A 26,719-nucleotide genomic window follows, 5' to 3' on the forward strand; every position below is an offset into this window, starting at 1 on the left:
ATACGACCGCGTGAGCCAGAATGGCTCGGTGCCCGACTCGAACACCTCGCTCGCCGCTGCGCCCGCGCCACACGCCGACCTCGCGTGGGGACGCACGTGGCCGAGCCTCGAGGTCTTCACCGAGCTGGCGCTCGAGCACCGTCGCGTCATCCCGGTCGTACGCCGGGTGCTCGCCGACGCGGAGACCCCGGTCGGCGTCTACCGCAAGCTCGCCAAGGACGCCCCGGGCACCTTCCTGCTCGAGTCCGCCGAGCACGGCGGCGTCTGGTCGCGCTACTCGATCGTCGGGGCGCGCAGCGCGGCGACGTTGACCGAGAAGGACGGCCGCGCCCACTGGATCGGCGAGCCGCCCACCGGACTGCCCACCGACGGTGACCCGACCGCGGCGGTCCGCGACACCGTCGCAGCCCTCGCGACGCCGCGGACGCCGGGTCTGCCGCCCCTGACCGGTGGACTCGTCGGGGCCATCACCTACGACGCCGTCCGCCGCTGGGAGAAGGTGCCCGACGGCGGCCGCGACGAGCTCGACCTGCCCGAGGTCGCCATGATGCTCGCCACCGACCTGGCGGTCTTCGACCACAGCGACGGCTCCCTGCTCCTCATCGCCAACGCCGTCAACCACGACGCGACCGACGAGCGCATCGAGGACGCGTGGGCCGATGCCGTGAGCCGTCTCGACCGGATGACCGACGAGCTCGCGGCCCCGGCGCCGAGCACCGTGGCCACCATCGAGCCCACCCCGAGCAACCCGACGAGCAGCCACACGCAGGCCGAGTACGAGGAGATGGTCGAGGAGGCCAAGGAGGCGATCCGGGCCGGCGAGGCCTTCCAGATCGTCGTCTCCCAGCGCTTCACCGTGCCCTGCCGGGCCGACGCCCTCGACGTCTACCGCGCGCTGCGGGTCAGCAACCCCAGCCCGTACATGTACCTCCTGCGGCTGCCGCACCCCGACGGCACGGCGTACGACATCGTCGGCTCGAGCCCCGAGGCGCTCATCAAGGTGACGGGACGCCAGGCGATCACCCACCCCATCGCCGGGTCGCGCCCGCGGGGCAAGAGTCCCGACCACGACGCGCACCTCGCCGAGGAGCTGCTCGGCGACGCGAAGGAGCGGGCCGAGCACCTCATGCTCGTCGACCTCGCCCGCAACGACCTCCAGCGCATCTGCCGCGCCGGCACGGTCGACACGGTCGACTTCATGTCGATCCGTCGCTACAGCCACATCATGCACATCGAGTCGACCGTCGTCGGTGACCTGCGCGACGACCAGAGCGCCTACGACGCGCTCGTCGCCACGTTCCCCGCCGGCACGCTGAGCGGAGCCCCCAAGCCGCGGGCCATGTCCCTCATCGACGCCTACGAGGGGCTGCGCCGCGGTCTCTACGGCGGTGTCGTCGGCTACCTCGACTTCGCCGGCGACCTCGACATGGCCATCGCCATCCGCACCGCGCTCATCAAGGACGGCCGCGCGCACGTCCAGGCCGGCGCGGGCATCGTCGCCGACTCGGTGCCGCACCTCGAGTACGAGGAGACGGTCAACAAGGCCGCCGCCGCCCTGCGCGCCGTGGCGGCCGCCGCGGGCCTGCGACCGCTGGGAGACCACCGCCCATGACGACTTCCCGCACCCGGCCCGGCGCCCTCGACAAGAAGCGGGCAGCCCTCGTCGTCCTCGTCCCCGCGGCGCTGCTGCTCGGCCTCACGACGCGCTCGTGGGCGAGCGGCGAGTCCAAGGACGTCCTCAGCCAGGCGGTCACCGACGTGACCGGCGGTACCGCGGCACCCGGGGTCGTCGGACTCACCGCCGTCTGCGTGGTGGCCCTGCTCGGCCTCATGACAGGTGGCCGCATCATCCGGGCCGTCTCGGCGGCCGTCATCGTGCTGGCGTCGCTCGGTGCCCTGGCGATGACGGTCCTCGTCGCGCTGCGCCCGGTCGACACCGTCGCCGACGCGGTCGCCCGCGAGCTCGCCCGGACGACGGCTCCGGCCGCCACCGGAGCGAGCACCGTGTGGGTCTGGCTCGCCGTCGCGGCCGCGCTCCTGCTGGCCCTCGGGTCCGCCTGGGCCGCCGTGTCGAGCCGCACGTGGGCCGGTCTCTCGGGTCGCTACGAGCGGGGCGAGAAGCCGGCGAGCGGGCCGCGTGGAGAGGTCCGCACGACGTGGGACGAGCTGACCGAGGGCCGGGACCCGACCCTGCGCGACGCCCCTGACGAGACCTGACAGAATGAACGTCGTCGGCCCGCACGCGAGTGGCGCCGACCGGACCAGAGAGGACGCCATGGAAGAGCAGCACGAGGACCACGGTCACAGCACCGCAGCCTGGACCGGGGTCGGAGTCATCCTGCTCGGCACGGCCATCGCGTCGGTCGCGGTCGTGATCCCCAGCCTCGTCCTCGGCATCATCGGTGCCGTCGTCATCGTGGCCGGTGTCGCCGCGGGCAAGACGATGTCCATGGCCGGCTACGGCAACAAGGGGCACCACGCGCAGGCGGGCTCGATCGTCGACGCCCCCGACGAGACGGGCGCCGAGACCCTCGGCAAGAGCTGAGAGCAGTGCCGACGGTTCTCGACGGGATCATCAGCGGCGTCCGCGAGGATCTCGGACGCCGTCGCGCCGCGCTGTCGCCTGCTGATCTGGAGGCGCTGCTCGCGTCGGTGCCCCCGGCGCTCGACCCGATGCCGGGCATCCGCTCCGCCGAGGGCGTCGCCGTCATCGCCGAGGTCAAGCGGTCCAGCCCGAGCAAGGGCGCGCTGGCGGACATCCCCGAGCCCGGCCTGCTGGCGCGGTCGTATGCCGCCGGGGGAGCGAGCGCCATCAGCGTGCTCACCGAGGAGCGCCGGTTCTCCGGCAGCCTCGCCGACCTCGACGAGGTGCGCGCGGCGGTCCGGACTCCCTTGTTGCGCAAGGACTTCATGGTCGACGCCTACCAGGTGACCGAGGCCCGGGCCCACGGCGCCGACCTCATCCTGCTCATCGTCGCGGCTCTCGGCGACGACCTCATGCGTGACCTGCACGACCAGGCCCGCGAGCTCGGCATGACCGCTCTCGTCGAGGTCCACGACGCGTCCGAGCTCGACCGGGCGCTCGCGCTCGACCCCGTCCTCGTCGGGGTCAACGCCCGCAACCTCAAGACCCTCGAGGTGAACCCCCGCACCGTGACCGACCTGCTGCCGCGCGTCCCCGAGGGCGTCGTCGGCGTGGCCGAGTCCGGGGTCAGCGGGCCGGCCGACGTCGCCGCCTACGTGCGCGCGGGAGCCGGAGCCGTGCTCGTCGGCGAGGCCCTCGTCAAGGACGGCGCCCCCGAGGCCGCGATCCGCGGCTTCATCGACGCCGCGACCGCGGTCCGGGCCTCGGCCCGACCCGGCTCGGCAGGAGAGTGAGCATGACCACGACATCCAACGTGCCGGCATACGGCCGCTTCGGCGGTTTCGGCGGACGCTACGTCCCCGAGGCGCTCATCCCCGCCCTCGAGCAGCTCGAGGAGGTCTGGCGCAAGGCCGTCGTCGACCCGGAGTTCGTCGGCGAGCTCGAGCGTCTCCAGCGCACCTACACGGGGCGGCCGAGCATCATCACCGAGGTGCCGCGTTTCGCGGAGCACTGCGGCGGGGCGCGCGTCATCCTCAAGCGCGAGGACCTCAACCACACCGGCTCGCACAAGATCAACAACGTCCTCGGCCAGGCCCTCCTGACCAAGCGGATGGGCAAGACGCGCGTCATCGCCGAGACGGGCGCCGGCCAGCACGGCGTCGCGACGGCCACGGCGGCCGCCCTGCTCGGTCTCGAGTGCGTCGTCTACATGGGTCGCAAGGACACCGAGCGCCAGGCGCTCAACGTCGCACGGATGCGCCTGCTCGGCGCCGAGGTCGTCGCGGTCGACAACGGCAGCAAGACGCTCAAGGACGCCGTCAACGAGGCGTTCCGCGACTGGGTCGCCAACGTCGACACCACGCACTACGTCCTCGGCACCGTCACCGGGCCGCACCCCTTCCCCGAGATGGTCCGCGACTTCCACCGCGTCATCGGGGTCGAGGCGCGCCAGCAGGTGCTCGACCTCGTCGGTCGGCTGCCCGACGCCGTCCTCGCCTGCGTCGGCGGCGGCTCCAACGCGATGGGCATCTTCCACCGCTTCATCGACGACCGCTCGGTCCGGCTCATCGGGTTCGAGGCGGGCGGCGAGGGCGTCGAGTCCGGCAAGCACGCGGCGCGCTTCTCGGCCGGCATCCCCGGCGTGCTCCACGGCGCCTTCACCTACGTCATGCAGGACGAGGACGGCCAGACGGTCGAGTCGCACAGCGTCTCGGCAGGGCTCGACTACCCCAGCGTCGGACCCGAGCACGCGCACCTGCTCGAGTCGGGGCGCGCGGAGTACCGCCCGATCAGCGACGTCGAGGCCATGGAGGCCTTCTCGCTGCTCTCGCGCACCGAGGGCATCCTGCCCGCCATCGAGAGCGCGCACGCGCTCGCCGGCGCCATGAAGGTCGGGCGCGAGCTCGGACCCGACGCCGTCCTGCTCGTCAACCTCTCGGGGCGCGGCGACAAGGACGTCCACACGGCCGCCGAGTGGTTCGGCCTCATCGACGACGACGGCTCGCCGCGCCTGCCGGACGACGACGGCGCCAAGGGCATGGGGGAGCAGCAGTGAGCGTCGCCACCGTCATCGAGAAGTGCCGTGCAGACAACCGCGCGGCCCTCATCGGCTACCTCCCCGTCGGTTTCCCCTCGGTCGAGGGGTCGATCGCCGCGATGAAGGTCCTCGTCGAGTCCGGCGTCGACATCGTCGAGATCGGCGTGCCCTACAGCGACCCCGTCATGGACGGCCCCGTCATCCAGGACGCTGCCGTGCGGGCCCTCGCGGCCGGCGTGCACCTGACCGACATCTTCACCGCGGCCCGCGAGGTCTCGGCGGCCGGCGCGGGTGCGCTCGTCATGACGTACTGGAACCCGGTCCTGCGCTACGGCGTCGAGCGCTTCGCCGCCGACCTCGCCGCTGCCGGGGGAGCCGGGCTCATCACGCCGGACCTCATCCCCGACGAGGCCGGCGACTGGATCGCCGCTGCCGATGCCCACGACCTCGACAAGGTCTTCCTCGTGGCGCCGAGCTCGACGCCCGAGCGCCTCGAGGCCGTGACCTCCCAGTGCCGGGGCTTCGTCTACGCGACCGCCGTCATGGGCGTCACCGGTGCCCGCGCCAGTGTCGGCGTGGCCGCGGACGCCCTCGTCTCGCGCACCCGCGAGCACACCGACCTGCCCGTCTGCGTCGGGCTCGGCGTCTCCACCGGCGACCAGGCCGCCCAGGTGGGCCGCTACGCCGACGGCGTCATCGTCGGATCGGCGCTCGTGCGCTGCCTCACCGAGGCCGACTCCGACGAGCAGGGCCTCGAGGCGCTCGGCTCCCTCGCCCGCGAGCTCGCCGAGGGCGTCCGCCGGGGTCGGTCATGAGCCTCCTCGCCGGGGTCCCGGCGGCGTTGGGCGCCGTCCTGCCCACCGACATCCCGTCGCCGAGCGTCGGGGTCTGGCACCTGGGCCCGCTGCCGATCCGCGGCTATGCCCTGTGCATCCTCGCGGGCATCGTCGTCGCGGTCTGGCTGACGCAGAAGCGGCTCGAGGCCCGCGGCCACCGCAAGGGCGTCGCCATCGACATCTCCGCGTGGGCGGTGCCGTTCGGCATCGTCGGTGGACGCATCTACCACCTCATCACGACGCCGCAGCCGTACTTCGGCGAGAACGGCCAGCCGTGGAAGGCGTTCGCCATCTACGAGGGCGGCCTCGGCATCTGGGGCGCCGTGGCGCTCGGCGCCGTCGGCGCGTGGATCGGCTGCCGCAAGAACGGCGTCGCCTTCCGCGACTTCGTCGACGCCGCCGCGCCCGGGCTCGCGATCGCCCAGGCCATGGGCCGCTTCGGCAACTGGTTCAACAACGAGATCTACGGCGCGCCCACCGACCTGCCGTGGCGGCTGCGCATCTACGAGTGGGACACCTCCCTCGGGCGAGCCGTCGTCGACGGCCAGGGCAACCCCGTCGTCAAGGGCTACTTCCACCCGACGTTCCTCTACGAGGCCCTCTGGTGCCTGCTGCTCGCGGCCTTCCTCATCTGGCTCGGCCGTCATCGCCAGCTCAAGGCCGGGCAGGTCTTCGCCGCCTACGTCATGGGCTACCCCATCGGCCGCATCGTCATCGAGAACATGCGCACCGACTCGGCCAACCTCATCCTCGGTCAGCGCGTCAACACGTGGGTCTCGATCCTCGTGTTCCTGCTCGGCGTCTACCTGTGGCGGCACTTCGCCCGGATGGAGCAGCCCCCGGTCCCGGTCCCACCGGACGAGCCGACCCCGGCGGGCGCGAACGGCGCGGGCGACCAGGCGGACGAGGCGGCGGACGGCGGGCCGGCCGACGCGCGGGCCGACGAGCAGGCCGACGAGCCGGGCGCCGGTGACCCCGAAGATCCTTCGGTGCAGACCGGCTCGGACCGGCCGAACGACACCGTGGGCACCGAGGCGAAGGCGGACCGTCCGGCGCAGTCCTGATGCGGTCTGCGTCACGTCCCGACCGTGGACGTGAGCACGGCGTCTCACGATTCGGAATCCGCCGTATCAACAGGTAGGACGAGCGGTCCCTCCGATATCGTCGTCAGCAACGCCTGTGGCCAGTGCCGTCCACATGCCCTCAGTCATGTCGCGTGGCCCCGTCGCGGTCGCCCGCCTGGGACCCAGCAGAAGGACGGTGAAGATGCCGCCGCACACCCGCACCCGTGCCCTCTTCAGTGCACACCCGGAGAACTCCGGTCTCTACCGACGCGAGTTCGAGCACGACGCCTGCGGCGTCGCCCTCATCGCGACGATGCGGGGGACGGCAGGTCACGACATCGTCGACCACGCCCTCACGGCGCTGCGCAACCTCGACCACCGGGGTGCCACGGGCGCCGACCCGCTCGTCGGTGACGGAGCGGGCATCCTGACGCAGATCCCCGACGAGTTCTTCCGGGCGACCGTCCCCTTCACCCTCCCCAACAGCGGGGCGTATGCCGCCGGCATCGCCTTCCTGCCCCCGAACCCCATCGAGCGCGCGGCCGCCAAGGCGCGCATCGAGGAGATCGCGGTCGCCGAGAACCTCAAGGTGCTCGGCTGGCGCGAGGTCCCCGTCGAGGCCGACCTCGTCGGCACGGTCGCGCGGGACTGCATGCCGTTCTTCGAGCAGCTCTTCGTCAGCAGCTCGATCGGCCGCCAGGTGGCCCTCGGTCTCGACCGGCTCGCCTTCTGCCTGCGCAAGCGCGCCGAGCACGAGGTCGACGTCTACTTCGCCTCGCTCAGCTCCCGCACCATCGTCTACAAGGGCATGCTGACGACCGGCCAGCTCGAGCCGTTCTTCCCCGACCTGTCCGACCACCGGTTCAAGAGCGAGCTCGCCCTCGTGCACTCGCGCTTCTCGACCAACACGTTCCCGTCGTGGCCCCTCGCGCACCCGTACCGATTCATCGCCCACAACGGCGAGATCAACACCGTCAAGGGCAACCGCAACTGGATGCACGCCCGCGAGAGCCTCCTGACGTCCGACATCATCCCGGGCGACCTCGAGCGGATCTTCCCCGTCTGCACGCCGGAGGCGTCCGACTCGGCGAGCTTCGACGAGGTGCTCGAGCTGCTCCACCTCGGTGGCCGCTCGCTCCCGCACGCCGTGCTCATGATGATCCCCGAGGCGTGGGAGAACCACGCCACGATGGACCCCGCCCGCAAGGCCTTCTACGAGTTCCACTCGACCTTCATGGAGCCGTGGGACGGTCCGGCCAACGTCTGCTTCAGCGACGGCACGCTCGTCGGAGCGGTCCTCGACCGCAACGGCCTGCGACCCGGCCGCTACACGGTCACGGACGACGGACTCGTCGTGCTCGCGTCGGAGTCCGGCGTGCTCGAGCTCGACCCGAGGACCATCGTCCAGCGGGGGCGGCTGCAGCCCGGCAAGATGTTCCTCGTCGACACCGAGCACGGCCGGATCGTCAGCGACGAGGAGATCAAGAGCCAGCTCGCGGCGGCCAAGCCGTACGCCGAGTGGCTGCACGCGGGTCTCATCCGCCTCGAGGACCTCCCCGAGCGTGAGCACATCGTGCACACGGCCGCCTCGGTCGCCCGCCGCCAGCAGACCTTCGGCTACACCGCCGAGGAGCTGCGCATCCTCCTGACGCCGATGGCCCGGTCCGGTGGCGAGGCGCTCGGCTCGATGGGCACCGACACGCCCATCGCCGTCCTGTCCTCGCGGCCGCGCCTGCTCTTCGACTACTTCACCCAGCTCTTCGCGCAGGTCACCAACCCACCGCTCGACGCGATCCGCGAGGAGCTCGTCACCTCACTCGGTACGTACATGGGCCCCGAGGGCAATGCGCTGTCGGCCTCCCCGAGCCACGCCCGCCAGCTCGTCCTCGACTTCCCCGTCATCGACAACGACGAGCTCGCCAAGATCGTGCACATCAACGCCGACGGCGACCTGCCCGGCTACGCCACGCACGTCGTCCGTGGCCTCTACGACGTCACCGGGGGAGCGGCCGCCATGCGCGACCGCCTCGAGGAGATCTTCGCCGAGGTCTCGCAGGCGATCCGGCGCGGTGCCCGCTTCGTCGTGCTCTCCGACCGGGACTCGGGCCGTGACCTCGCGCCCATCCCGTCGCTGCTGCTCACGGCTGCCGTCCACCACCACCTCATCCGCGAGAAGACCCGCACCCAGGTGGGTCTGCTCGTCGAGGCCGGCGACGTGCGCGAGGTCCACCACGTGGCCCTGCTCATCGGCTTCGGCGCCGCCGCCGTCAACCCCTACCTGGCGATGGAGACCGTCGAGGACCTCGTCCGGGCGGGCGAGATCGAGGGCGTCACGCCCGAGAAGGCCGTCGCCAACCTCATCAAGGCGCTCGGCAAGGGTGTCCTCAAGGTCATGTCCAAGATGGGCATCTCGACCGTCGCCTCCTACCGCGGCGCCCAGGTCTTCGAGGCCATCGGCCTGGCCCAGCCACTCGTCGACCGCTACTTCACCGGCACGGTCAGCCAGCTCGGCGGTGTCGGCCTCGACGTCATCGCCCGCGAGGCGGCCGAGCGGCATGCCCGGGCCTACCCGCCGGACGGCGTCCACCAGCCGCACCGCACCCTCGAGGTCGGTGGCGAGTACCAGTGGCGCCGCGAGGGCGAGCCACACCTCTTCGACCCCGAGACGGTCTTCCGCCTCCAGCACTCGACGCGGCAGCGCCGCTACGACATCTTCAAGCAGTACACCGAGCGCATCGACGACCAGACGTCCCGCCTCATGACGCTGCGTGGCCTCATGGGCTTCCGGCCGACCGGGGTCACGGGGCGCCTGCCCGTGCCGATCGAGGAGGTCGAGCCGGTCAGCGAGATCGTCAAGCGCTTCAACACCGGCGCGATGAGCTACGGCTCGATCTCCAAGGAGGCTCACGAGACCCTCGCGATCGCGATGAACCACCTCGGCGGCCGCTCCAACACCGGCGAGGGCGGCGAGGACATCGACCGCCTGCTCGACCCCGAGCGGCGCTCGGCCGTCAAGCAGGTCGCGTCCGGACGCTTCGGCGTGACGAGCCTCTACCTCACCCACTCCGACGACATCCAGATCAAGATGGCGCAGGGCGCCAAGCCCGGCGAGGGCGGCCAGCTGCCCGGGCACAAGGTCTACCCGTGGGTCGCCAAGACGCGGCACTCGACGCCCGGCGTCGGGCTCATCTCGCCGCCCCCGCACCACGACATCTACTCGATCGAGGACCTCGCGCAGCTGATCCACGACCTCAAGAACGCCAACCCGGCGGCGCGCATCCACGTCAAGCTCGTCTCCGAGATCGGGGTCGGCACCGTCGCGGCCGGCGTGTCCAAGGCGCACGCCGACGTCGTGCTCATCTCCGGCCATGACGGCGGCACCGGCGCCTCGCCGCTCACCTCGCTCAAGCACGCGGGCGCGCCGTGGGAGCTCGGCCTGGCCGAGGCCCAGCAGACCCTCGTGCTCAACGGCCTGCGCGACCGCATCGTCGTCCAGGTCGACGGGCAGCTCAAGACCGGTCGCGACGTCGTCGTGGCCGCGCTGCTCGGCGCCGAGGAGTTCGGCTTCGCCACCGCGCCGCTCGTCGTCTCGGGCTGCATCATGATGCGCGTCTGCCACCTCGACACCTGTCCGGTCGGCATCGCGACCCAGAACCCCGAGCTGCGCTCGCGCTTCTCCGGCAAGCCGGAGTTCGTCGAGACCTTCTTCGAGTACATCGCGCAGGAGGTGCGCGAGCACCTGGCCTCGCTCGGCTTCCGCTCGATCGAGGAGGCCGTCGGCCAGGTCGGCAGCCTCGACCTCGACAAGGCCATCGCGCACTGGAAGGCCTCCGGCCTCGACCTCAGCCCCATCCTCGCCGTGGCCGACAACCCGACCGGTGGCACGCTCCACCAGTCGGCCACGCAGGACCACGGTCTCGACAAGGCGCTCGACAACGAGCTGCTGAGCCGCGCCCTGTCGGCCATCGAGTCCGGCGAGCCGGTGCGCACCGAGATCGCGGTGCGCAACGTCAACCGCACCGTCGGCACGATGCTCGGCCACCACGTGACCAAGGCGCACCCGCACGGTCTCGCGGACAACACGATCGAGCTGACGATGACCGGATCCGGGGGACAGTCCTTCGGCGCCTTCCTGCCGGCGGGCGTCACGATGCAGCTGTTCGGCGACGCCAACGACTACGTCGGCAAGGGCCTGTCGGGTGGCCGTGTCGCCGTCCGTCCGCACCGCGACGCCACGCTCGTGGCCGAGGACAACGTCATCGGCGGCAACGTCATCGCCTACGGCGCGACGACCGGGCAGCTCTTCCTGCGCGGCATCGTCGGCGAGCGCTTCTGCGTGCGCAACTCCGGCGCCCACGCGGTCGTCGAGGGTGTCGGCGACCACGGCTGCGAGTACATGACCGGTGGCACGGCCGTCGTGCTCGGCCGGACCGGGCGCAACTTCGCGGCAGGCATGTCCGGTGGTGTCGCCTACGTCCTCGACCTCGACGCCGACCTCGTCAACCGCGAGATGGTCGACCTCATGCCGCTGCGGCCCGACGACGAGGAGCCGCTCTGCGAGCTGCTCGAGGGCCACGTCAGGTGGACCGAGTCGCCCGTCGCGCAGGCCCTGCTCGACGACTGGGCGGCCGCGCGCGACCGCTTCACGCTCGTGCTCCCGCGCGACTACCAGCGTGTCCTCGACGTCCGGGCCGAGGCCGAGGTGCAAGGCCTCGACCTCGACGGACCCGAAGTGTGGAACCGGATCATGGAGGCTTCCCGTGGCTGACCCCCAAGGCTTTCTCACCACCCGCGAGCGTGAGCTCCCGGCCCGCCGTCCCGTCCCCGTGCGCATCCGGGACTGGAAGGAGGTCTACGAGGAGCAGGAGCTCGGCCAGCTCCAGCGGCAGGCCGGCCGCTGCATGGACTGCGGCATCCCGTTCTGCCACTCCGGCTGTCCCCTCGGCAACCTCATCCCCGAGTGGAACAACTTCGCCTGGCGCGGGGACTGGTCCGACGCCATCGAGCGGCTCCACGCGACGAACAACTTCCCGGAGTTCACCGGCCGCCTCTGCCCGGCACCGTGCGAGACGGCGTGCGTGCTCGGCATCAACCAGCCGGCCGTGACGATCAAGCAGGTCGAGGTCACGACGATCGAGCGCGCCTTCGACGAGGGTCTCGTCAAGCCGCTTCCGCCCGAGCGGCTGTCGGGCAAGACGGTCGCCGTCGTCGGCTCGGGCCCGGCCGGGCTGGCGGCCGCGCAGCAGCTGACGCGCGCCGGCCACACGGTCGCCGTCTTCGAACGCGCCGACAAGCCCGGCGGTCTGCTGCGGTACGGCATCCCCGAGTTCAAGATGGAGAAGTCGGTCCTCGACCGGCGTCTGGACCAGATGACGGCCGAGGGCACCCGCTTTCGCAACGGGATGGACGTCGGGGTCGACATCACCGGTCGCCAGCTGCGCGACCGCTACGACGCCGTCGTGCTCGCGCTCGGGGCCACGGTCCCGCGCGACCTCGACGTCCCCGGCCGTCAGCTCGGCGGCATCCACCAGGCGATGGACTACCTCCCGCAGGGCAACCGGGCTGCGCTCGGCGAGCCGGTGGAGAGCCAGATCCTGGCCACCGACAAGCACGTCATCGTCATCGGCGGCGGTGACACCGGTGCCGACTGCATCGGCACCGCCCACCGACAGGGCGCGGCGTCCGTCACGAGCCTCGAGATCATGCCGCAGCCGGGGGAGGACCGCCCCGGCAACCAGCCGTGGCCGACCTACCCGATGCTCTACCGCGTCGCGAGCGCCCACGAGGAGGGCGGCGAGCGCCTCTACGCCGTCAGCACGACGGAGTTCGTCGGCGACGACGACGGCAACGTCGCGGCCCTGCGACTGACCGAGGTCGAGTTCGTCGACGGCCGCCCGACGTCCAAGCCCGGCACCGAGCGCGAGATCCCGGCCCAGCTGGTCCTCTTCGCGATGGGTTTCCTCGGCCCACAGGGTCCGGGTGTCGTCGAGCAGCTCGGTGTCGACCTCGACGAGCGCAGCAACGTCCGGCGGGACAAGAACTTCATGAGCTCGGTCCCCGGCGTCTTCGTCGCCGGCGACGCCGGCCGCGGCCAGTCGCTCATCGTCTGGGCCATCGCCGAGGGCCGCGCCGCCGCCGCCGGCGTCGACGCCTGGCTCACCGGCTCGAGCTCGCTCCCGCGACCGATCGGCCCGAGCGACCGCCCGATCACCGTCTGACCGCCCGGCCGGCATCCGGCCACCCCGCCACACCCGGACGTATGCCGTGTCGCCACCCCGGCGACACGGCATACGCTCATGATCACCCTGAGCCACAACGGATCCCGCGCCGACGACGCCGCGGGGCGTCCCACAGGACGAACCCGCGTGGTGACCCACGTCACAGCACCCATAAGGTTGAACCATGCGTCGCGCCAAGATCGTCTGCACGATCGGACCCAAGACCTCATCGCCCACCCAGCTCCGCGCCCTCGTCGACGCCGGCATGGACGTCGCCCGTCTCAACCTCTCCCACGGTGACCACTCCGTGCACGAGCAGGTCTACCGCGACTGCCGCGCCGCGAGCGACGCGTCGGGACGTGCCGTCGGCATCCTCGTCGACCTCCAGGGCCCCAAGATCCGCACCGGGCGCTTCTCCGGCGGTCCGGTGACGCTGAGCCCCGGCCAGCGCTTCACCATCACCACCCGCGAGGTCGACGGCGACGACAGCATCGTCGGCACCACCTACGACGGGCTGCCCGGTGACGTGACTCCCGGCGACGTGCTGCTCATCGACGACGGCAAGGTCATGCTGCGCGCGGTCGAGGTCACCGACACCGACGTGCTCACCGAGACGGTCATCGGCGGCCAGGTCAGCAACAACAAGGGCATCAACCTGCCCGGCGTGGCCGTCAGCGTCCCCGCCCTGTCCGACAAGGACCGCGAGGACCTCCGCTTCGCGATGCGCCTCGGCGTCGACATGATCGCCCTGTCGTTCGTGCGCTCGGCCGACGACATCGTCGACGTCCACGCGATCATGGACGAGTTCGGCGAGCGCATCCCGGTCATCGCCAAGATCGAGAAGCCGCAGGCCGTCGACAACCTCGAGGGCATCGTCGCGGCGTTCGACGGCATCATGGTCGCCCGCGGGGACCTCGGCGTCGAGATGCCCCTCGAGGACGTGCCGCTCGTGCAGAAGCGCGCCATCGAGCTGGCCCGCCGCGAGGCCAAGCCGGTCATCGTCGCCACGCAGGTGCTCGAGTCGATGATCGAGAACCCCCGTCCGACCCGCGCCGAGGCCTCCGACGCCGCCAACGCGGTGCTCGACGGCGCCGACGCGCTCATGCTCTCCGGCGAGACGTCCGTCGGTGCCTGGCCGATCGACTCCGTGCGCACCATGGCGCGGATCATCGAGTCCACCGAGGTCCACGGCTACGACAAGATCGCCCCGATGAAGACCAACCCCAAGACGGTCGGCGGTGCGGTCACCAAGGCGGCGGCCGAGATCGGCGAGGTCGTCGGGGCGAAGTTCCTCATCACCTTCACCGAGACCGGCGGCTCGGCGACGCGGATGGCCCGCATCCGTCCGCGGCTGCCCATGCTGGCCTTCACCTCCGAGCCGCGCGTCCGCTCGCGCCTCGCGCTCGTCTGGGGCATCGAGACCTACCTCGTGCCGCGCATGCACCACACCGACCAGTTCGCCATGCAGGTCGACCTCAAGCTCATCCCCGAGGGCCGCATCGCCGAGGGTGACCGCGTCGTCATCGTCGCCGGCTCGCCCCCCGGCATCCCCGGCTCGACGAACGCGCTGCGCGTCCACCGCGTCGGCGACGCGGTCAACCGGGCCGCCCCGGCCTACCGGCCGGAGGAGGTCACGAGCTGAGCTCGTCCGACCGCACGATCGAGAGACCACGTATGCCGCCGGGCCCGGCCCGGCGGCATACCTGCGTCCGGGGGAGGGGCGGGCGGCCACCGGACGCGGCTCCCCAGTCGTCACGGGTATGCTGGCGCGGCACTCCGGCCGGGGTGGTGGAATGGCAGACACGGGGCACTCAAAATGCTCTGGCCGCAAGGCCGTGCGGGTTCGAGTCCCGCCCTCGGCACCGCTGGCCGCCCGTGACCCCCACGGCCGGCCCCGGGCCCACCGCGACGCGGGGATGACGGTCCCGAAACGCGCCGGAAACGTGGCCCCGGCTACGCTTTGCCCGTGAGCACTGACGAGAGCACGACCCCCAGGCCGACCCCCGCCACCGCCGCCGAGGCCTCCGCGGCCCCGGCCGCCGCCGAGGCGACGCCGGCACCCGAGGACGCCGGCAACGCGGCGCCGGTCGGCAGCGCCACCCGCATCCTCGTGGCCGAGGACGAGGCGCTCATCCGTCTCGACCTCGTCGAGATGCTGGGGGAGCAGGGCTACGACGTCGTCGGCCAGGCGAGCAACGGCGAGCAGGCCGTCGAGCTCGCCAAGGAGGTCAGGCCCGACCTCGTCATCATGGACGTCAAGATGCCCGTCCTCGACGGGCTCTCGGCCGCCGAGCAGCTCCACGAGGCCAAGCTGTGCCCCGTCATCATGCTCACCGCGTTCTCGCAGACCGAGCTCGTCGAGCGGGCCCGCGACGCCGGCGTCATGGCCTACATCGTCAAGCCGTTCACCGCCGACGACCTGCGACCCGCCATCGACATCGCGACGTCGCGCTGGCAGGAGCTCAAGGCCCTCGAGGCCGAGATCGCCGACCTCGGCGAGCGGCTCGAGACGCGCAAGCTCGTCGACCGCGCCAAGGGCGTGCTCATGAGCCAGCTCAAGCTGAGCGAGTCCGACGCGTTCCGCTGGATCCAGAAGACCGCGATGGACCGCCGACTCGGGATGAAGGAGGTCGCCGAGGCCGTCATCAACGGCTTTCCGGCGTCCTGACGCACGCTCGGCCGCACATCGTCCGGCAACCCGGTCCGAACAGGTCACGACACGGTCACTCATCGCGAGTTTCTCGTGACCCCGGCGCAGGGTGGGGCTTAGTCTCCAGACAGCCCTCGACCGAGGGATGTGTGACATCAGGAGGACACCCGTGCGTTCTACCCTCAAGTTCGCTGTGCCGCTCGCGGTCGCAGCGCTTGCCCTCGGCGCCTGTGGCACCAAGGGTGGCGACACTGCTACACCTGCCGCCAGCGGTGGTGCTGCAGCCTGCGGCAACTACAAGATCGGCATGTTCGGTGCCCTCACCGGCCCGAACGCCAACCTGGGCATCTACATCCAGAACGGCGTGAACCTCGCCCTCGACGACTACAACAAGAAGCACGGTGACTGCAAGGTCACGCTCGAGAACTACGACTCGCAGGGTGACCCGACGCAGGCTCCGGCGCTGGCCAAGAAGGCCATCGACGACAAGAAGGTCGTCGGCATCGTCGGCCCCGCGTTCTCCGGTGAGTCCAAGGCCGCCGACCCGGCGTTCAACGAGGCAGGCCTCGTGACGATCACGCCGTCCGCGACCAACCCGAAGCTCGCCGACAACGGCTGGAAGACCTTCTTCCGCGCCCTCGGCAACGACGCCACCCAGGGCCCCGCGGCCGCCAAGTACATCAAGGACACCGTCAAGTCGACGAAGACCTTCGTCATCGACGACGCGTCCGAGTACGGCAAGGGCCTGGCCGACATCGTCCGTCAGGACCTCGGCGCGCAGGTCGTCGGCAACGACACCATCCAGCAGAAGCAGACCGACTTCAGCGCCTCCGTCACGAAGGTGACGAGCTCGGGTGCCGACGCCCTCTTCTTCGGTGGCTACTCGCCCGAGGCCGCGCCGCTCATCAAGCAGCTGCGCGACGCCGGCTGGAAGGGCACGTTCGTCGTGGCCGACGGTGTCAAGGACCAGTCCTTCATCGACAACGCCAAGGACGCCGCCGAGGGCACCGTCATCACCTGCCCGTGCGTCCCCGCCGACGTGGCGCCGGACTTCCAGGCCGCGTACAAGGCGAAGTACAACGAGGACCCCAACACCTACTCCGGTGAGGGCTACGACTCCGCCACGATCCTGCTCGACGGCATCGCCGCCGGCAAGGACCGCTCGAGCATGGTCGACTTCGTCAAGTCCTACGACAAGAAGGGCGTCACGAAGCAGCTGAAGTTCGACGCCAAGGGCGAGTCGGCCGACATCAAGGTCTTCGCCTACAAGGTCGAGGGCGGCAAGATCGTCTCCGTCGGCGAGATCAAGTAACGCGTTCGTCAACGAAGGGGGGCGGTCGGAGCAGTACGCTCCGACCGCCCCTCGTTCGGTTGGCGCTCGAGCCCTGATCCCGCCCACCGCACCCGGCCCAGGAGGTCTTGGATGCAGAACCTCATCGACAACTTCTTCGCCTACACCATCACCGGGCTGACGATCGGCGCGGTCTACGCGCTCGTCGCGCTCGGATACACGCTCGTCTACGGCGTCCTTCGCCTCATCAACTTCGCCCACTCCGAGGTGTTCATGTACGGCACCTTCGCAGCGCTGTGGGTGGTCATGCTCCTCGGTGGTCGGCCCGGTGCCGGGGTCGGGCAGGTCGTCTTCTGGGTCGCGATGATGTTCGTCGCCGCCATGGCGATGTCCGGTTTCATCGCCGTCCTGCTCGAACGGGTGGCCTACCGGCCACTGCGCAAACGCAACGCACCACCGCTCATCGCGCTCATCTCGGCGATCGGCGCCTCGTTCGTCCTCGCCGAGATCATGGGCCTGCGCAGCCGCATCACGGCCTGGGTCGGCCTCGACGACAACCTTCGTGACTACGTCCGCAACTCGCGCAACAACGCGGGCCTGCCGACGATCATCTCGCCGCAGCCGATCTTCACGATCGGTGGCTACCACGTCACGAACGTCGACGTCTTCGTCATCGTGGGCGCCATCGCCATCATGGTCATCCTCGACCAGTTCGTGAAGCGCTCGCGCCTCGGCCGCGGCATCCGCGCCGTCGCGATGGACCCCGAGTCCGCCGCCCTCATGGGCGTCAACCGCGACCGCGTCATCCAGGTGACGTTCCTCGTCGGTGGTGTCATGGCCGGCGCCGCTGCCGTCTTCTACATGCTGAAGATCGGGATCACCCGCTACGACGCCGGCTTCACCCTCGGCGTCAAGGCGTTCACCGCTGCCGTCCTCGGCGGCATCGGCAACCTGCGCGGAGCGCTGCTCGGTGGCTTCATCCTCGGACTGGCCGAGAACTACGGGTCCGCCATCGTCGGCTCGCAGTGGAAGGACGTCGTGGCCTTCGTGCTCCTCATCCTCATCCTGCTCTTCCGACCCACCGGCCTGCTCGGTGAGTCCCTCGGAAAGGCGCGCGCATGAGCACCACGACGTCGACCCCCGCGGCACGCAAGCCGGCCTCACCGCGCTTCAGGGAGCGGGTCAACAACCTGCCGAAGGCCGTCAAGATCCTCCTCTGGGTGCTCTTCGCGATCTTCCTGTTCCTCCTCCCGCTGCTCAACATCCCGTTCATCACGACCGAGGGCTCCGACTTCGGTGGCGTCCTCTTCACGGTCGCGACGTACGTCCTCGTCGCCCTCGGCCTCAACATCGTCGTCGGCTACGCCGGACTGCTCGACCTCGGCTACGTCGGGTTCTACGCGATCGGCGCCTACACGATCGGCGTCCTGACCTCGGAGCACGCCCACATGGCGTGGGTCGTCGTCGTCCCGATCGCGATCGTCATCGCCATGATCTCGGGCATCATCCTCGGTGCCCCGACCCTGCGCGTGCGCGGCGACTACCTCGCCATCGTCACGCTCGGCTTCGGCGAGATCGTCCGGCTCACCCTCGTCAACTCCGAGTGGCTCGGCGGCGCGCAGGGCATCTCCGACATCCCGAAGCCGCCCAGCTTCGAGCTGTTCGAGGTCCCGAGCATCGACTGGAGCAGCGGTGCGCCGGTCGTCGACCTCGACACGACCTCGACCTTCCTCAAGTTCGGGATCAACGACTTCGTGCCCTACTACTGGCTCGCCCTCGGCGTCATCTCGCTCGTCCTGCTCTTCGACATCCTCGTCAAGAGCAGCCGGGTCGGTCGTGCCTGGGAGGCCACGCGTGAGGACGAGGACGCCGCCGAGCTCATGGGCGTGCCGACCTTCCGGTTCAAGCTGCTCGCCTTCGCGCTCGGTGCCGCCATCGGTGGTCTCTCGGGTGCACTCTTCGCGACCAAGGCGGGCTTCATCTCACCCGACAGCTTCCAGCTGCTGCTCTCGATCCTGTTCCTGGCGGCGGTCGTCGTCGGTGGCGCCGGGAACCGCTGGGGTGTCATCGTCGGTGCGATCGTGGTCAGCTACTTCCCGGAGCGCTTCCGTGAGTTCGCGGACTTCCGCGTCCTCGTCTTCGGTCTCGCACTCATGCTGCTCGCGATCTTCCGCCCCCAGGGCCTGCTGCCTCCGAGGCGTACGGTCCGCGCCAAGCGGGCGGACGAGAGACAGGCCGTCCTCGAGGAAGGAGATGCCCATGTCTGACCCGACCCCGCCCACCACGGGTGACGAGCCGGCCGTCGAGCGCACGCTCGCCGACCCGGCCGAGGAGGTCACCGAGATCAACCCCGACGTCGACATCGCCCCCGAGGACATCGGCGTTCCCGTCGTGTCCGAGGGCGAGCGACTGCTCGAGGTCGACGAGGTCACCCTCCGCTTCGGCGGTGTCGTGGCCCTCAACGAGGTGAGCTTCCACATCAACAAGGGCGAGATCCTCGGTCTCATCGGCCCCAACGGTGCCGGCAAGACGACGTGCTTCAACGTCATGACCGGCGTCTACCAGCCCACCTCCGGTGGCGTCCGCTACCTCGGCAAGCCGCTGGGCAAGCGCAAGAAGTTCCAGATCACCAAGCTGGGCATCGCGCGCACCTTCCAGAACATCCGTCTCTTCGCCAACATGACGGCGCTCGAGAACGTCCTCGTCGGGGTCGACGCGCACCACTCGACCGGTGTCGTCTCGGCGATGTTCCGGCTCCCGAAGCACCGCAGGGAGGAGGCGCAGGGCTACGCCCGCGCCATCGAGCTGCTGACCTTCATGGGGCTCGACGGCAAGGCCGACGAGCTGGCCCGCAACCTCCCGTACGGCGACCAGCGTCGCCTCGAGATCGCGCGTGCCCTGGCCACGAGCCCGCAGCTGCTGTGCCTCGACGAGCCGGCGGCGGGCTTCAACCCGGCCGAGAAGGCCAAGCTCATGGAGCTGATCCGCACGATCCGCGACCAGGGCTACACGGTCCTGCTCATCGAGCACGACATGAAGCTCGTCATGGGCGTCACCGACCGGATCGTCGTGCTCGAGTTCGGCCGCAAGATCGCCGAGGGCTCGCCCGCGGAGATCCGCGACAACCCGGCGGTCATCGCCGCCTACCTGGGAGTTGATGAGGAAGATGCTTCTTGAGGTCAACGGCCTGTGCGTCAACTACGGACGCATCGAGGCCATCCGCGACATCAGCTTCACGGTCGACGAGGGCGAGATCGTCACCCTCATCGGGGCCAACGGCGCCGGCAAGACGACGACGATGAAGACGGTCTCGGGACTGCGTCCCGTGCGAGCCGGCTCGGTCGTCTTCGACGGCAAGGACATCACGCACCTGCCCTCCCACGAGCGGCCGGTCCTCGGCATCTCGCAGTCGCCGGAGGGCCGCGGGTGCTTCGTCGGCATGACGGTCATGGAGAACCTCGAGATGGGCACGTATGCCCGTCCGGACCGCAAGAGCAAGGCCGTCAAGGACGACCTCGATCGCGTCTTCGAGCTCTTCCCGCGGCTCAAGGAGCGCAGCAACCAGGCTGCCGGCTCGATGTCGGGTGGCGAGCAGCAGATGCTGGCCATGGGCCGGGCGCTCATGGCCAAGCCGAAGCTGCTGCTCCTCGACGAGCCGTCGATGGGTCTCGCGCCGAAGCTGATCAAGCAGATCTTCGACATCGTGACGGAGATCAACAGCCAGGGCACCACGGTGCTGCTCGTCGAGCAGAACGCCGCCCAGGCGCTCAAGAGGTCGCACCGCGCCTACATCCTCGAGACGGGCGAGATCGTCCGTGAGGGCACGGGCAAGGACCTCGCGGACGACCCGGCCGTCAAGGCCGCCTACCTCGGCGGCGACGTCTAGGGGAGCCTTCCGGCGACGTCCGGCGACGTCCGGCACGGCCTCCCGGCCCAGGGAGCGCAGGCTACGGATTCCGAAGGCGGGGCGCCACGACCACGGTCGTGGCGCCCCGTCCGCTCGCTGTGCACCTTCGCGTTGCCCTTCCGCCGGGGCCTCGTTGGTCGTAGTGTCTGCCGGGTGACCTCGGGGCAGGAACGGGAGGGATGATGGGTCGAGCACTGGTCTCGGTGCAGCGGGTCGACGAGAGCCTGCACTCGCAGTTCATCGAGCTGTGGATCACGCACCGGATCGAGGGTGGCACCACCCCGGAGGCGGCGCAGCGGCTGGCGCTCGACGGAACCCTGCGAAATGCCTTGCAGCGCAATGACATCTGCGCCTTCATCGCGTCCCTCGATGGGCGTCCCGCGGGCTACGTCGTCCTCGCCGACTCGACGCGCAGCCTCCTCGTCGACTCCCCGTGCGTCTCGATCGACATGCTCTTCGTCCACCCCGACTTCCGCCGTCAGGGCGTCGGGCGGTCGCTGCTCACGGCCGCGGGCCGCTACGCCGACCGCCAGGGCTGCGAGCACCTGGCCAGCTCGGTGCCCGCGGGGGACCGCGAGGCCAACCGCTTCTTCGCACGGCTCGGCTTCGCGCCCGAGACCGTGCGGCGCGTCGCGACGTCCGCGACGATGCAGCGCAAGCTGGCCGGGGAGCCCCGTCCCCAGCGGGTCTCGCTCGACCTGCTCCAGCGCCGTCGTGACCTGCGCGCCCGGGCGCCGCGGCACGACCCGAAGATCGCCGGCTGAGGCCTGCCCCGGGCCGATGCCCGGGGCCTCAGGCCCCCGGCGCCGCGTCGCGCAGCAGACAGGTGATGCGCGACGTGCAGACGCGCTTGCCCTCCTCGTCGGTGACGACGACGTCGTAGCTGACGAGGGTGCGGCCGGCGCTGAGCAGCGTCGCCGTCCCGGTCACGACGCCCGAGCGGGCGGCCCGGTGGTGCGTCGCGTTGATGTCGAGCCCGACGGCCACGCGGCCCGGGCCAGCATGGATCTGGGCGCCGATGGAGCCGAGGGTCTCGGCGAGCACGACGCTCGCGCCCCCGTGGAGCAGCCCGTACGGCTGGGTGTTTCCGGCGACGGGCATCGTCGCGACGAGGCGCTCGGGGGAGACCTCGGTCATCTCGATGTGCATCCGTTCGAGGAGCGTCCCCTCGGCCATCGACCGCATGTCGTCGAGGGTCTGACCGGGCGCCTGCGTCGAAGAGTCAGTCATGCCGGGATCGTATGCCGCCCTCCCGCGCACCCGGTGCCCCGGCTCACGCCGTCGGTGGCCGCCACTAGGGTTGCCGTGTGAGCCGACTTCTCCTTCTCGACGGACACTCGCTGGCCTACCGCGCGTTCTTCGCGCTCCCTGCCGAGAACTTCTCGACGAGCACGGGGCAGCACACCAACGCCGTCTACGGCTTCACCTCGATGCTCATCAACATGCTGCGCGACGAGGAGCCGACGCACGTCGTCGTCGCCTTCGACAAGGCGCGACAGTCGTTCCGCACCGAGGAGTACGCCGAGTACAAGGCCGGTCGTGCGCGCACGCCCGACGAGTTCCAGGGCCAGATCCCGCTCGTCAAGGAGATCCTCGACGCGCTGCGCATCCGCTACGTCGAGCTCGACGGCTACGAGGCCGACGACATCATCGCGACGTTCGCCACGCAGGCCGAGGCCAAGGACATCGACGTCCTCATCTGCTCCGGCGACCGCGACACCTTCCAGCTCGTCTCCGACCGGGTGACGATCCTCTACCCCGTCCGCGGGGTGTCCGAGGTGTGGCGGATGGGCCCGACCGAGGTCGAGGAGAAGTACGGCGTCCCCCCGACCCGCTACAGCGACCTCGCGGCCATGGTCGGCGAGTCCTCCGACAACCTGCCCGGCGTGCCCGGAGTCGGCCCCAAGACCGCAGCGAAGTGGATCACCCAGTACGGCGACCTCGACGGCATCGTCGCGAGCATCGACAAGATCCCCGGCAAGGCCGGGCAGTCGCTGCGCGACCACCTCGACCAGGTGCTCCGCAACCGCCGCCTCAACCAGCTCGTCAAGGACAGCCCCGTCGGCGTCGACGTCGAGGACCTCCAGCGCACCCAGTGGGCCCGCGAGGAGGTGCACACCGTCTTCGACGGCCTCGAGTTCCGCGTGCTCCGCGACCGCCTCTTCGCCACCGTCGAGGCCGCGGCCCCCGAGGCCGAGGAGGGTTTCGACGTCGACGGCGAGACCGTCGCGCCAGAGGCCGTGCCGGCCTGGGTGGCCGCACACCTCGCGTCCGACCAGCGCGCCGGGCTCTCCGTGGCCGGCACGTGGGCCCGGGGGACCGGTGACGCGAGCGGCGTCGCGGTGGCCGCGCCTGACGGCAGCGCCGCGTGGATCGACCTGCAGACCCTGACCCCCGAGGGCGAGGCCGCGCTCGGCGACTGGCTCGAGGACGCGGCCCGGCCCAAGGCCATGCACGACGCCAAGGGCCCGATCGAGGCCCTCGGCGCCCGCGGCTGGACGCTCGGCGGGCTGACGAGCGACACCCAGCTCGCGGCATACCTCGTCAAGCCCGACCAGCGCACCTACCACCTCGACGACCTCGTGCTGCGCAACCTCCACCGAGAGCTGAGCGGTGCCGCCCCGACCGACGGCCAGGGCATGCTCGACTTCGGCGGTGACGCCGACGAGGTGGCCGCCCAGAAGGAGATGGTGCGCGCGACCGCGGTGCGCGACCTCGCCGAGGTCCTCGACGAGCAGGTGGCCGCGACCGGTGGCGAGCAGCTGCTCGCCGAGGTCGAGATCCCGCTGGTCGGCGTCCTCGCCCGCATGGAGCGCACCGGCATCGCCGTCGACGTGCCGGGGCTCGAGTCGCTCGAGGGCGACTTCGCCGCCAAGGTCGCCCAGGCGCAGGAGGACGCGTGGGACGCCATCGAGCGCCGTGACGTCAACCTCGGGTCGCCGAAGCAGCTGCAGGAGGTCCTCTTCGGGCAGCTCAACCTGCCCAAGACGAAGAAGACCAAGACCGGGTGGACGACCGACGCCGACGCGCTGTCCGACCTCTACACCAAGACCGAGCACCCGTTCCTCGAGGCGCTGCTGCGCCACCGCGACGCCGCACGCCTGCGGGTCACGGTCGAGGGCCTGCAGAAGTCGGTGGCCGACGACGGCCGCATCCACACGACCTACCTGCAGACCATCGCCGCGACGGGCCGGCTCAGCTCGACCGAGCCCAATCTCCAGAACGTCCCGATCCGCACCGAGGAGGGGCGTCGCATCCGCGAGCTCTTCGTCGTCGGTGACGGCTACGACTCGCTGATGTCGGCCGACTACTCCCAGATCGAGATGCGCGTCATGGCGCACCTGTCCGGCGACGAGGGGCTCATCGAGGCCTTCCGCACCGGCGAGGACCTTCACAACTTCGTCGGCTCGAAGGTCTTCGGCGTCGAGCCCGACGACGTCACGTCGGCCATGCGCTCCAAGGTCAAGGCCATGTCCTACGGCCTCGCCTACGGCCTCTCGGCCTTCGGGCTGTCCAAGCAGCTGACCATCAGCACCGAGGAGGCCCGGGGCCTCATGGACGGCTACTTCGAGCGCTTCGGCGGCGTCAGCGACTACCTCAAGGAGGTCGTCGCCGAGGCGCGCGGGACCGGCTACACCGCGACGATGTTCGGGCGCCGGCGCTACCTGCCCGACCTGACGTCCGACAACCGCCAGCGCCGCGAGATGGCCGAGCGGATGGCCCTCAACGCCCCGATCCAGGGCTCGGCCGCCGACATCATGAAGGTCGCCATGATCGGGGTCGACCGTGCGCTCACCGATGCCGGCGCGAAGTCGCGTGTGCTGCTCCAGGTCCACGACGAGCTCGTCCTCGAGGTCGCCGCGGGCGAGCGTGACGACGTCGAGAAGCTCGTGCGTCACGAGATGGGGCACGCCGCCGAGCTCGACGTGCCACTCGACATCAACGTCGGCGTCGGACACTCCTGGCACGACGCGGCCCACTGAGCCAAGCGCCGGGGTCCGGCACACCGGGCGCCGGCCACCGGGCCGACCCGGTCGAGCCTGTCGTCAGAGTGGGGCGACGGCCTCGGCGGCCTTCGTGTCGAGCCCGTCGAAGCGGTCCCGCTGGGTCACGTCGTCACGGCGCGTGATGACGACGAGGGCGGCCAGCAGGCTGACGTCGACGGCGCAGACGAGGGTCAGCAGGCCGCTCCCCGTGTGCACGAGCAGGGAGCCCGCCGAGATGGCCGCGAGCGCCACCCAGAGCAGCCCGATCGACCGCTGGTGCCGACGGGCGAGCGCGCTGTAGACGAGCAGCTGCACGGCGGCGAGCACGGTGCCGACGGCGGCGAAGGCCCACAGGGAGCCCGCCACCTCGGCGTACGCGTGGCCGCCGACGAAGACGACGGCGATCCCCGGGAGGGCCGCTGCGGTGAGGGCCACGACCCCACCCACTGCGACGACGACACCGAGCCCCCAGAGGTGCAGCCGGTGGTCGGCTCCGTGGCGGGCCATCGCCGGGAAGGCGATGACGATGACGAACTGGGGAAGGAAGAGCACCGCCTTGGCGAGGATCAGCCCGGCCGCGTACAGGCCGGCCTCGTGCTCGTCGAGGACGATCCGGGCGACGACGACGTCGACGGTCGACAGCGCGAAGAAGGCGAAGAGGGCGTGCGCGCTGAGGACGACCTCGCGCAGCACCCGGGAGTGCGTGCGACCGGTGGCAGGTGCCGTGGACGTCCCGGCGACCGCCACCGCCGTGCGGCGCAGCGCGACGGCACCGACGACGAGCGGGACCACCGCTGCGAGGGCGATGCCGCCGAGGGTGGCCGAGAAGGGCGTCGCCGACACCGACAGGGCGACGCTCCCGATGACGATGCGTGCGACACCGAGCGAGACGAAGACCGCGGCGAGGGGGAGCCAGCGCTCCTCGCCCTGCAGGATGCCGGCCTGGCCACCCATGACGGAGAAGCAGAAGGCGGGCACGGCGAGCAGCGCGGCCGTCAGCCACGAGTCGAGCGAGAGCGCCCTCGCCACGAGGGGTGCAGCGACGAGGCACACGGCAGCGAGCGCGGCCCCGCAGCGCACCGAGACCGCCATGACCCGCGCCTCGATGACACCACGGTCACCCGGGGTCGACGCGATGCGCCGGGCGCCGGTGGCCTGCAGGCCGAGCGAGACCACGTTGACGACGATGACGAGGCCGAGCATGGCGGCGAACGCGCCGTAGCCGGTGGGACCGAGACGCCGGGCGCCGATGAGCGTGAAGCCGTAGGTCGCGGCGTTCATCAGGCCGGTGGCGACGGCGATGACGAGGCCCCCTCGCAGGGCGTCGCGGCGTCGCGAGGGGTCGGTCACGGGCCGAGGATAGCCCGTCACTACCCGTCAGTACGGGTCGAACGGCCCGACGTGACCGAGTCGACGCGCGACGCCGCCGAGGCGCAGGCGGAGTAGGACCTTGAGGAAGACGTTGCGCACCCACCACGGCAGCTGCGCGACGAAGCGTCGGCGGTCGGCTGCGGTGGGCGGAGCCACCTCGAGCAGGGCCAGTGACCCGACCCGCCCGGTCAGGCGCAGGCGCCGGGACGGCAGGACGTGCACGAGCAGGCTCGTCGTCACGCCGATGCTCGAGAACGCGTCGTGGACCAGGCATCGTCCGTGAAGGGGAAGGTGCTCGGTCCACCTCAGGTCGTCGCTGCAGGTCCAGTAGTCGTGCTTGCCGTCGACCCAGAGCAGGTCGACGGGCGCCGACCAGCGGGCCCGGAGATCCTGGCTGCGCGACGGGACGACGTCCACGACCGCTGCCACGCCGGCGCGCTCGAGGTTGGCCGTGAGGACGTCACGGGTCGCGGCGCCGCCGTAGCGGGGACCCTCGACGAAGGCGTCGACCGCCGTGAGTCGTCCACCCGAGCGGGCGAGTGCTCGGGCGAGCACGACGGTGCTGCGTCCCCGGTGCGAGCCGATCTCGACGACGTGGGCCCCGGGCGGCAGCGCCGCCGCGGCGTCCCACAGGGCTCGGGCCTGGTCGCGGGTCAGCCAGCCCTCGACCTCGTCGGCGAGGGCAAAGGCCGCGTCGAACCCGTCGTGCCCGGGCTCAGCGGCCGGGCGGGGGTCGCCGGCGCCGGTCGTGTGGCTCACGAGGCTCCTCCGGGT

21 protein-coding genes and 1 tRNA gene are annotated in these 26,719 nt (G+C 70.9%); 19 read left to right on the forward strand and 3 right to left on the reverse strand.

Annotated elements, in window-relative coordinates; genetic code table 11:
• Window positions 1-28: 28 nt before the first annotated feature.
• From H283_RS0113375 to H283_RS0113460, 18 genes are all read left to right on the forward strand, one after another.
• Entirely contained in the window at window positions 29-1,612 is a 1,584-nt protein-coding gene (locus tag H283_RS0113375; protein ID WP_020144028.1) for an anthranilate synthase component I, read from the forward strand.
• Window positions 1,609-2,217, forward strand: a complete 609-nt coding sequence (locus tag H283_RS0113380) for a Trp biosynthesis-associated membrane protein (protein ID WP_020144029.1) — start codon at window positions 1,609-1,611, stop codon at window positions 2,215-2,217. The genes H283_RS0113375 and H283_RS0113380 overlap by 4 nt, the downstream gene beginning before the upstream one ends.
• A gap of 58 nt (window positions 2,218-2,275) precedes the next feature.
• The gene (locus H283_RS0113385) at window positions 2,276-2,545 is read left to right on the forward strand and encodes an HGxxPAAW family protein (RefSeq protein ID WP_043649555.1); all 270 of its coding nucleotides are present in this window, start codon (window positions 2,276-2,278) and stop codon (window positions 2,543-2,545) included.
• Between the two features lie 5 nt (window positions 2,546-2,550).
• On the forward strand, window positions 2,551-3,378 hold the full coding sequence (gene trpC / locus H283_RS0113390; protein WP_020144031.1) for an indole-3-glycerol phosphate synthase TrpC: 828 nt from the start codon (window positions 2,551-2,553) through the stop codon (window positions 3,376-3,378).
• A gap of 2 nt (window positions 3,379-3,380) precedes the next feature.
• Window positions 3,381-4,640, forward strand: coding sequence for a tryptophan synthase subunit beta (gene trpB, locus H283_RS0113395; protein ID WP_043649458.1), 1,260 nt, complete (start codon window positions 3,381-3,383; stop codon window positions 4,638-4,640).
• On the forward strand, window positions 4,637-5,437 hold the full coding sequence (gene trpA, locus H283_RS0113400) for a tryptophan synthase subunit alpha (RefSeq protein ID WP_020144033.1): 801 nt from the start codon (window positions 4,637-4,639) through the stop codon (window positions 5,435-5,437). The genes trpB and trpA overlap by 4 nt, the downstream gene beginning before the upstream one ends.
• Window positions 5,434-6,522, forward strand: coding sequence for a prolipoprotein diacylglyceryl transferase (gene lgt, locus H283_RS25150; protein WP_020144034.1), 1,089 nt, complete (start codon window positions 5,434-5,436; stop codon window positions 6,520-6,522). Before trpA ends, lgt begins: the two co-directional genes overlap by 4 nt.
• A 202-nt stretch (window positions 6,523-6,724) precedes the next feature.
• Window positions 6,725-11,290, forward strand: coding sequence for a glutamate synthase large subunit (gene gltB / locus H283_RS0113410; RefSeq protein ID WP_028785576.1), 4,566 nt, complete (start codon window positions 6,725-6,727; stop codon window positions 11,288-11,290).
• Window positions 11,283-12,740 carry a glutamate synthase subunit beta gene (locus H283_RS0113415; protein WP_020144036.1) on the forward strand — a complete coding sequence of 486 codons (1,458 nt, stop codon included), beginning with the start codon at window positions 11,283-11,285 and terminating at the stop codon, window positions 12,738-12,740. The genes gltB and H283_RS0113415 overlap by 8 nt, the downstream gene beginning before the upstream one ends.
• A 184-nt stretch (window positions 12,741-12,924) precedes the next feature.
• Complete coding sequence (gene pyk / locus H283_RS0113420) at window positions 12,925-14,382, forward strand: pyruvate kinase (protein WP_020144037.1); 1,458 nt, start codon at window positions 12,925-12,927, stop codon at window positions 14,380-14,382.
• Between the two features lie 137 nt (window positions 14,383-14,519).
• Window positions 14,520-14,602, forward strand: a tRNA-Leu gene (locus H283_RS0113425).
• Between the two features lie 104 nt (window positions 14,603-14,706).
• The gene (locus H283_RS25155; protein ID WP_020144038.1) at window positions 14,707-15,408 is read left to right on the forward strand and encodes a response regulator; all 702 of its coding nucleotides are present in this window, start codon (window positions 14,707-14,709) and stop codon (window positions 15,406-15,408) included.
• Window positions 15,409-15,559: 151 nt separating this feature from the next.
• Complete coding sequence (locus tag H283_RS0113435; RefSeq protein WP_156023191.1) at window positions 15,560-16,702, forward strand: branched-chain amino acid ABC transporter substrate-binding protein; 1,143 nt, start codon at window positions 15,560-15,562, stop codon at window positions 16,700-16,702.
• A 111-nt stretch (window positions 16,703-16,813) separates the two neighbouring features.
• Window positions 16,814-17,803: a branched-chain amino acid ABC transporter permease gene (locus H283_RS0113440; protein WP_020144040.1), complete on the forward strand. Its 990-nt coding sequence runs from the start codon at window positions 16,814-16,816 to the stop codon at window positions 17,801-17,803.
• Window positions 17,800-18,948, forward strand: coding sequence for a branched-chain amino acid ABC transporter permease (locus H283_RS25160; protein WP_020144041.1), 1,149 nt, complete (start codon window positions 17,800-17,802; stop codon window positions 18,946-18,948). The genes H283_RS0113440 and H283_RS25160 overlap by 4 nt, the downstream gene beginning before the upstream one ends.
• Window positions 18,941-19,858, forward strand: a complete 918-nt coding sequence (locus tag H283_RS0113450) for an ABC transporter ATP-binding protein (protein ID WP_020144042.1) — start codon at window positions 18,941-18,943, stop codon at window positions 19,856-19,858. Before H283_RS25160 ends, H283_RS0113450 begins: the two co-directional genes overlap by 8 nt.
• Window positions 19,848-20,567 carry an ATP-binding cassette domain-containing protein gene (locus H283_RS0113455; RefSeq protein ID WP_020144043.1) on the forward strand — a complete coding sequence of 240 codons (720 nt, stop codon included), beginning with the start codon at window positions 19,848-19,850 and terminating at the stop codon, window positions 20,565-20,567. The genes H283_RS0113450 and H283_RS0113455 overlap by 11 nt, the downstream gene beginning before the upstream one ends.
• 203 nt (window positions 20,568-20,770) lie before the next feature.
• A complete protein-coding gene (locus tag H283_RS0113460; protein ID WP_156023192.1) occupies window positions 20,771-21,352 on the forward strand; it encodes a GNAT family N-acetyltransferase in 582 nt (193 codons plus the stop codon).
• A gap of 28 nt (window positions 21,353-21,380) precedes the next feature.
• Here the strand turns inward: H283_RS0113460 and H283_RS0113465 are convergent, their stop codons facing one another.
• A complete protein-coding gene (locus H283_RS0113465; RefSeq protein ID WP_020144045.1) occupies window positions 21,381-21,818 on the reverse strand; it encodes a PaaI family thioesterase in 438 nt (145 codons plus the stop codon).
• 77 nt (window positions 21,819-21,895) lie between these two features.
• Here H283_RS0113465 and polA point away from each other — a divergent pair, with 77 nt between their 5' ends.
• The gene (gene polA / locus H283_RS0113470; protein WP_020144046.1) at window positions 21,896-24,571 is read left to right on the forward strand and encodes a DNA polymerase I; all 2,676 of its coding nucleotides are present in this window, start codon (window positions 21,896-21,898) and stop codon (window positions 24,569-24,571) included.
• Window positions 24,572-24,634: 63 nt separating this feature from the next.
• Here the strand turns inward: polA and H283_RS25165 are convergent, their stop codons facing one another.
• Window positions 24,635-25,924, reverse strand: coding sequence for a lipopolysaccharide biosynthesis protein (locus tag H283_RS25165; protein ID WP_020144047.1), 1,290 nt, complete (start codon window positions 25,922-25,924; stop codon window positions 24,635-24,637).
• A gap of 27 nt (window positions 25,925-25,951) precedes the next feature.
• Window positions 25,952-26,704, reverse strand: coding sequence for a class I SAM-dependent methyltransferase (locus H283_RS0113480; RefSeq protein ID WP_020144048.1), 753 nt, complete (start codon window positions 26,702-26,704; stop codon window positions 25,952-25,954).
• Window positions 26,705-26,719: the final 15 nt, after the last annotated feature.

This window comes from Terracoccus sp. 273MFTsu3.1 (assembly GCF_000383675.1).
Classification (GTDB): Bacteria; Actinomycetota; Actinomycetes; order Actinomycetales; family Dermatophilaceae; genus Terrabacter.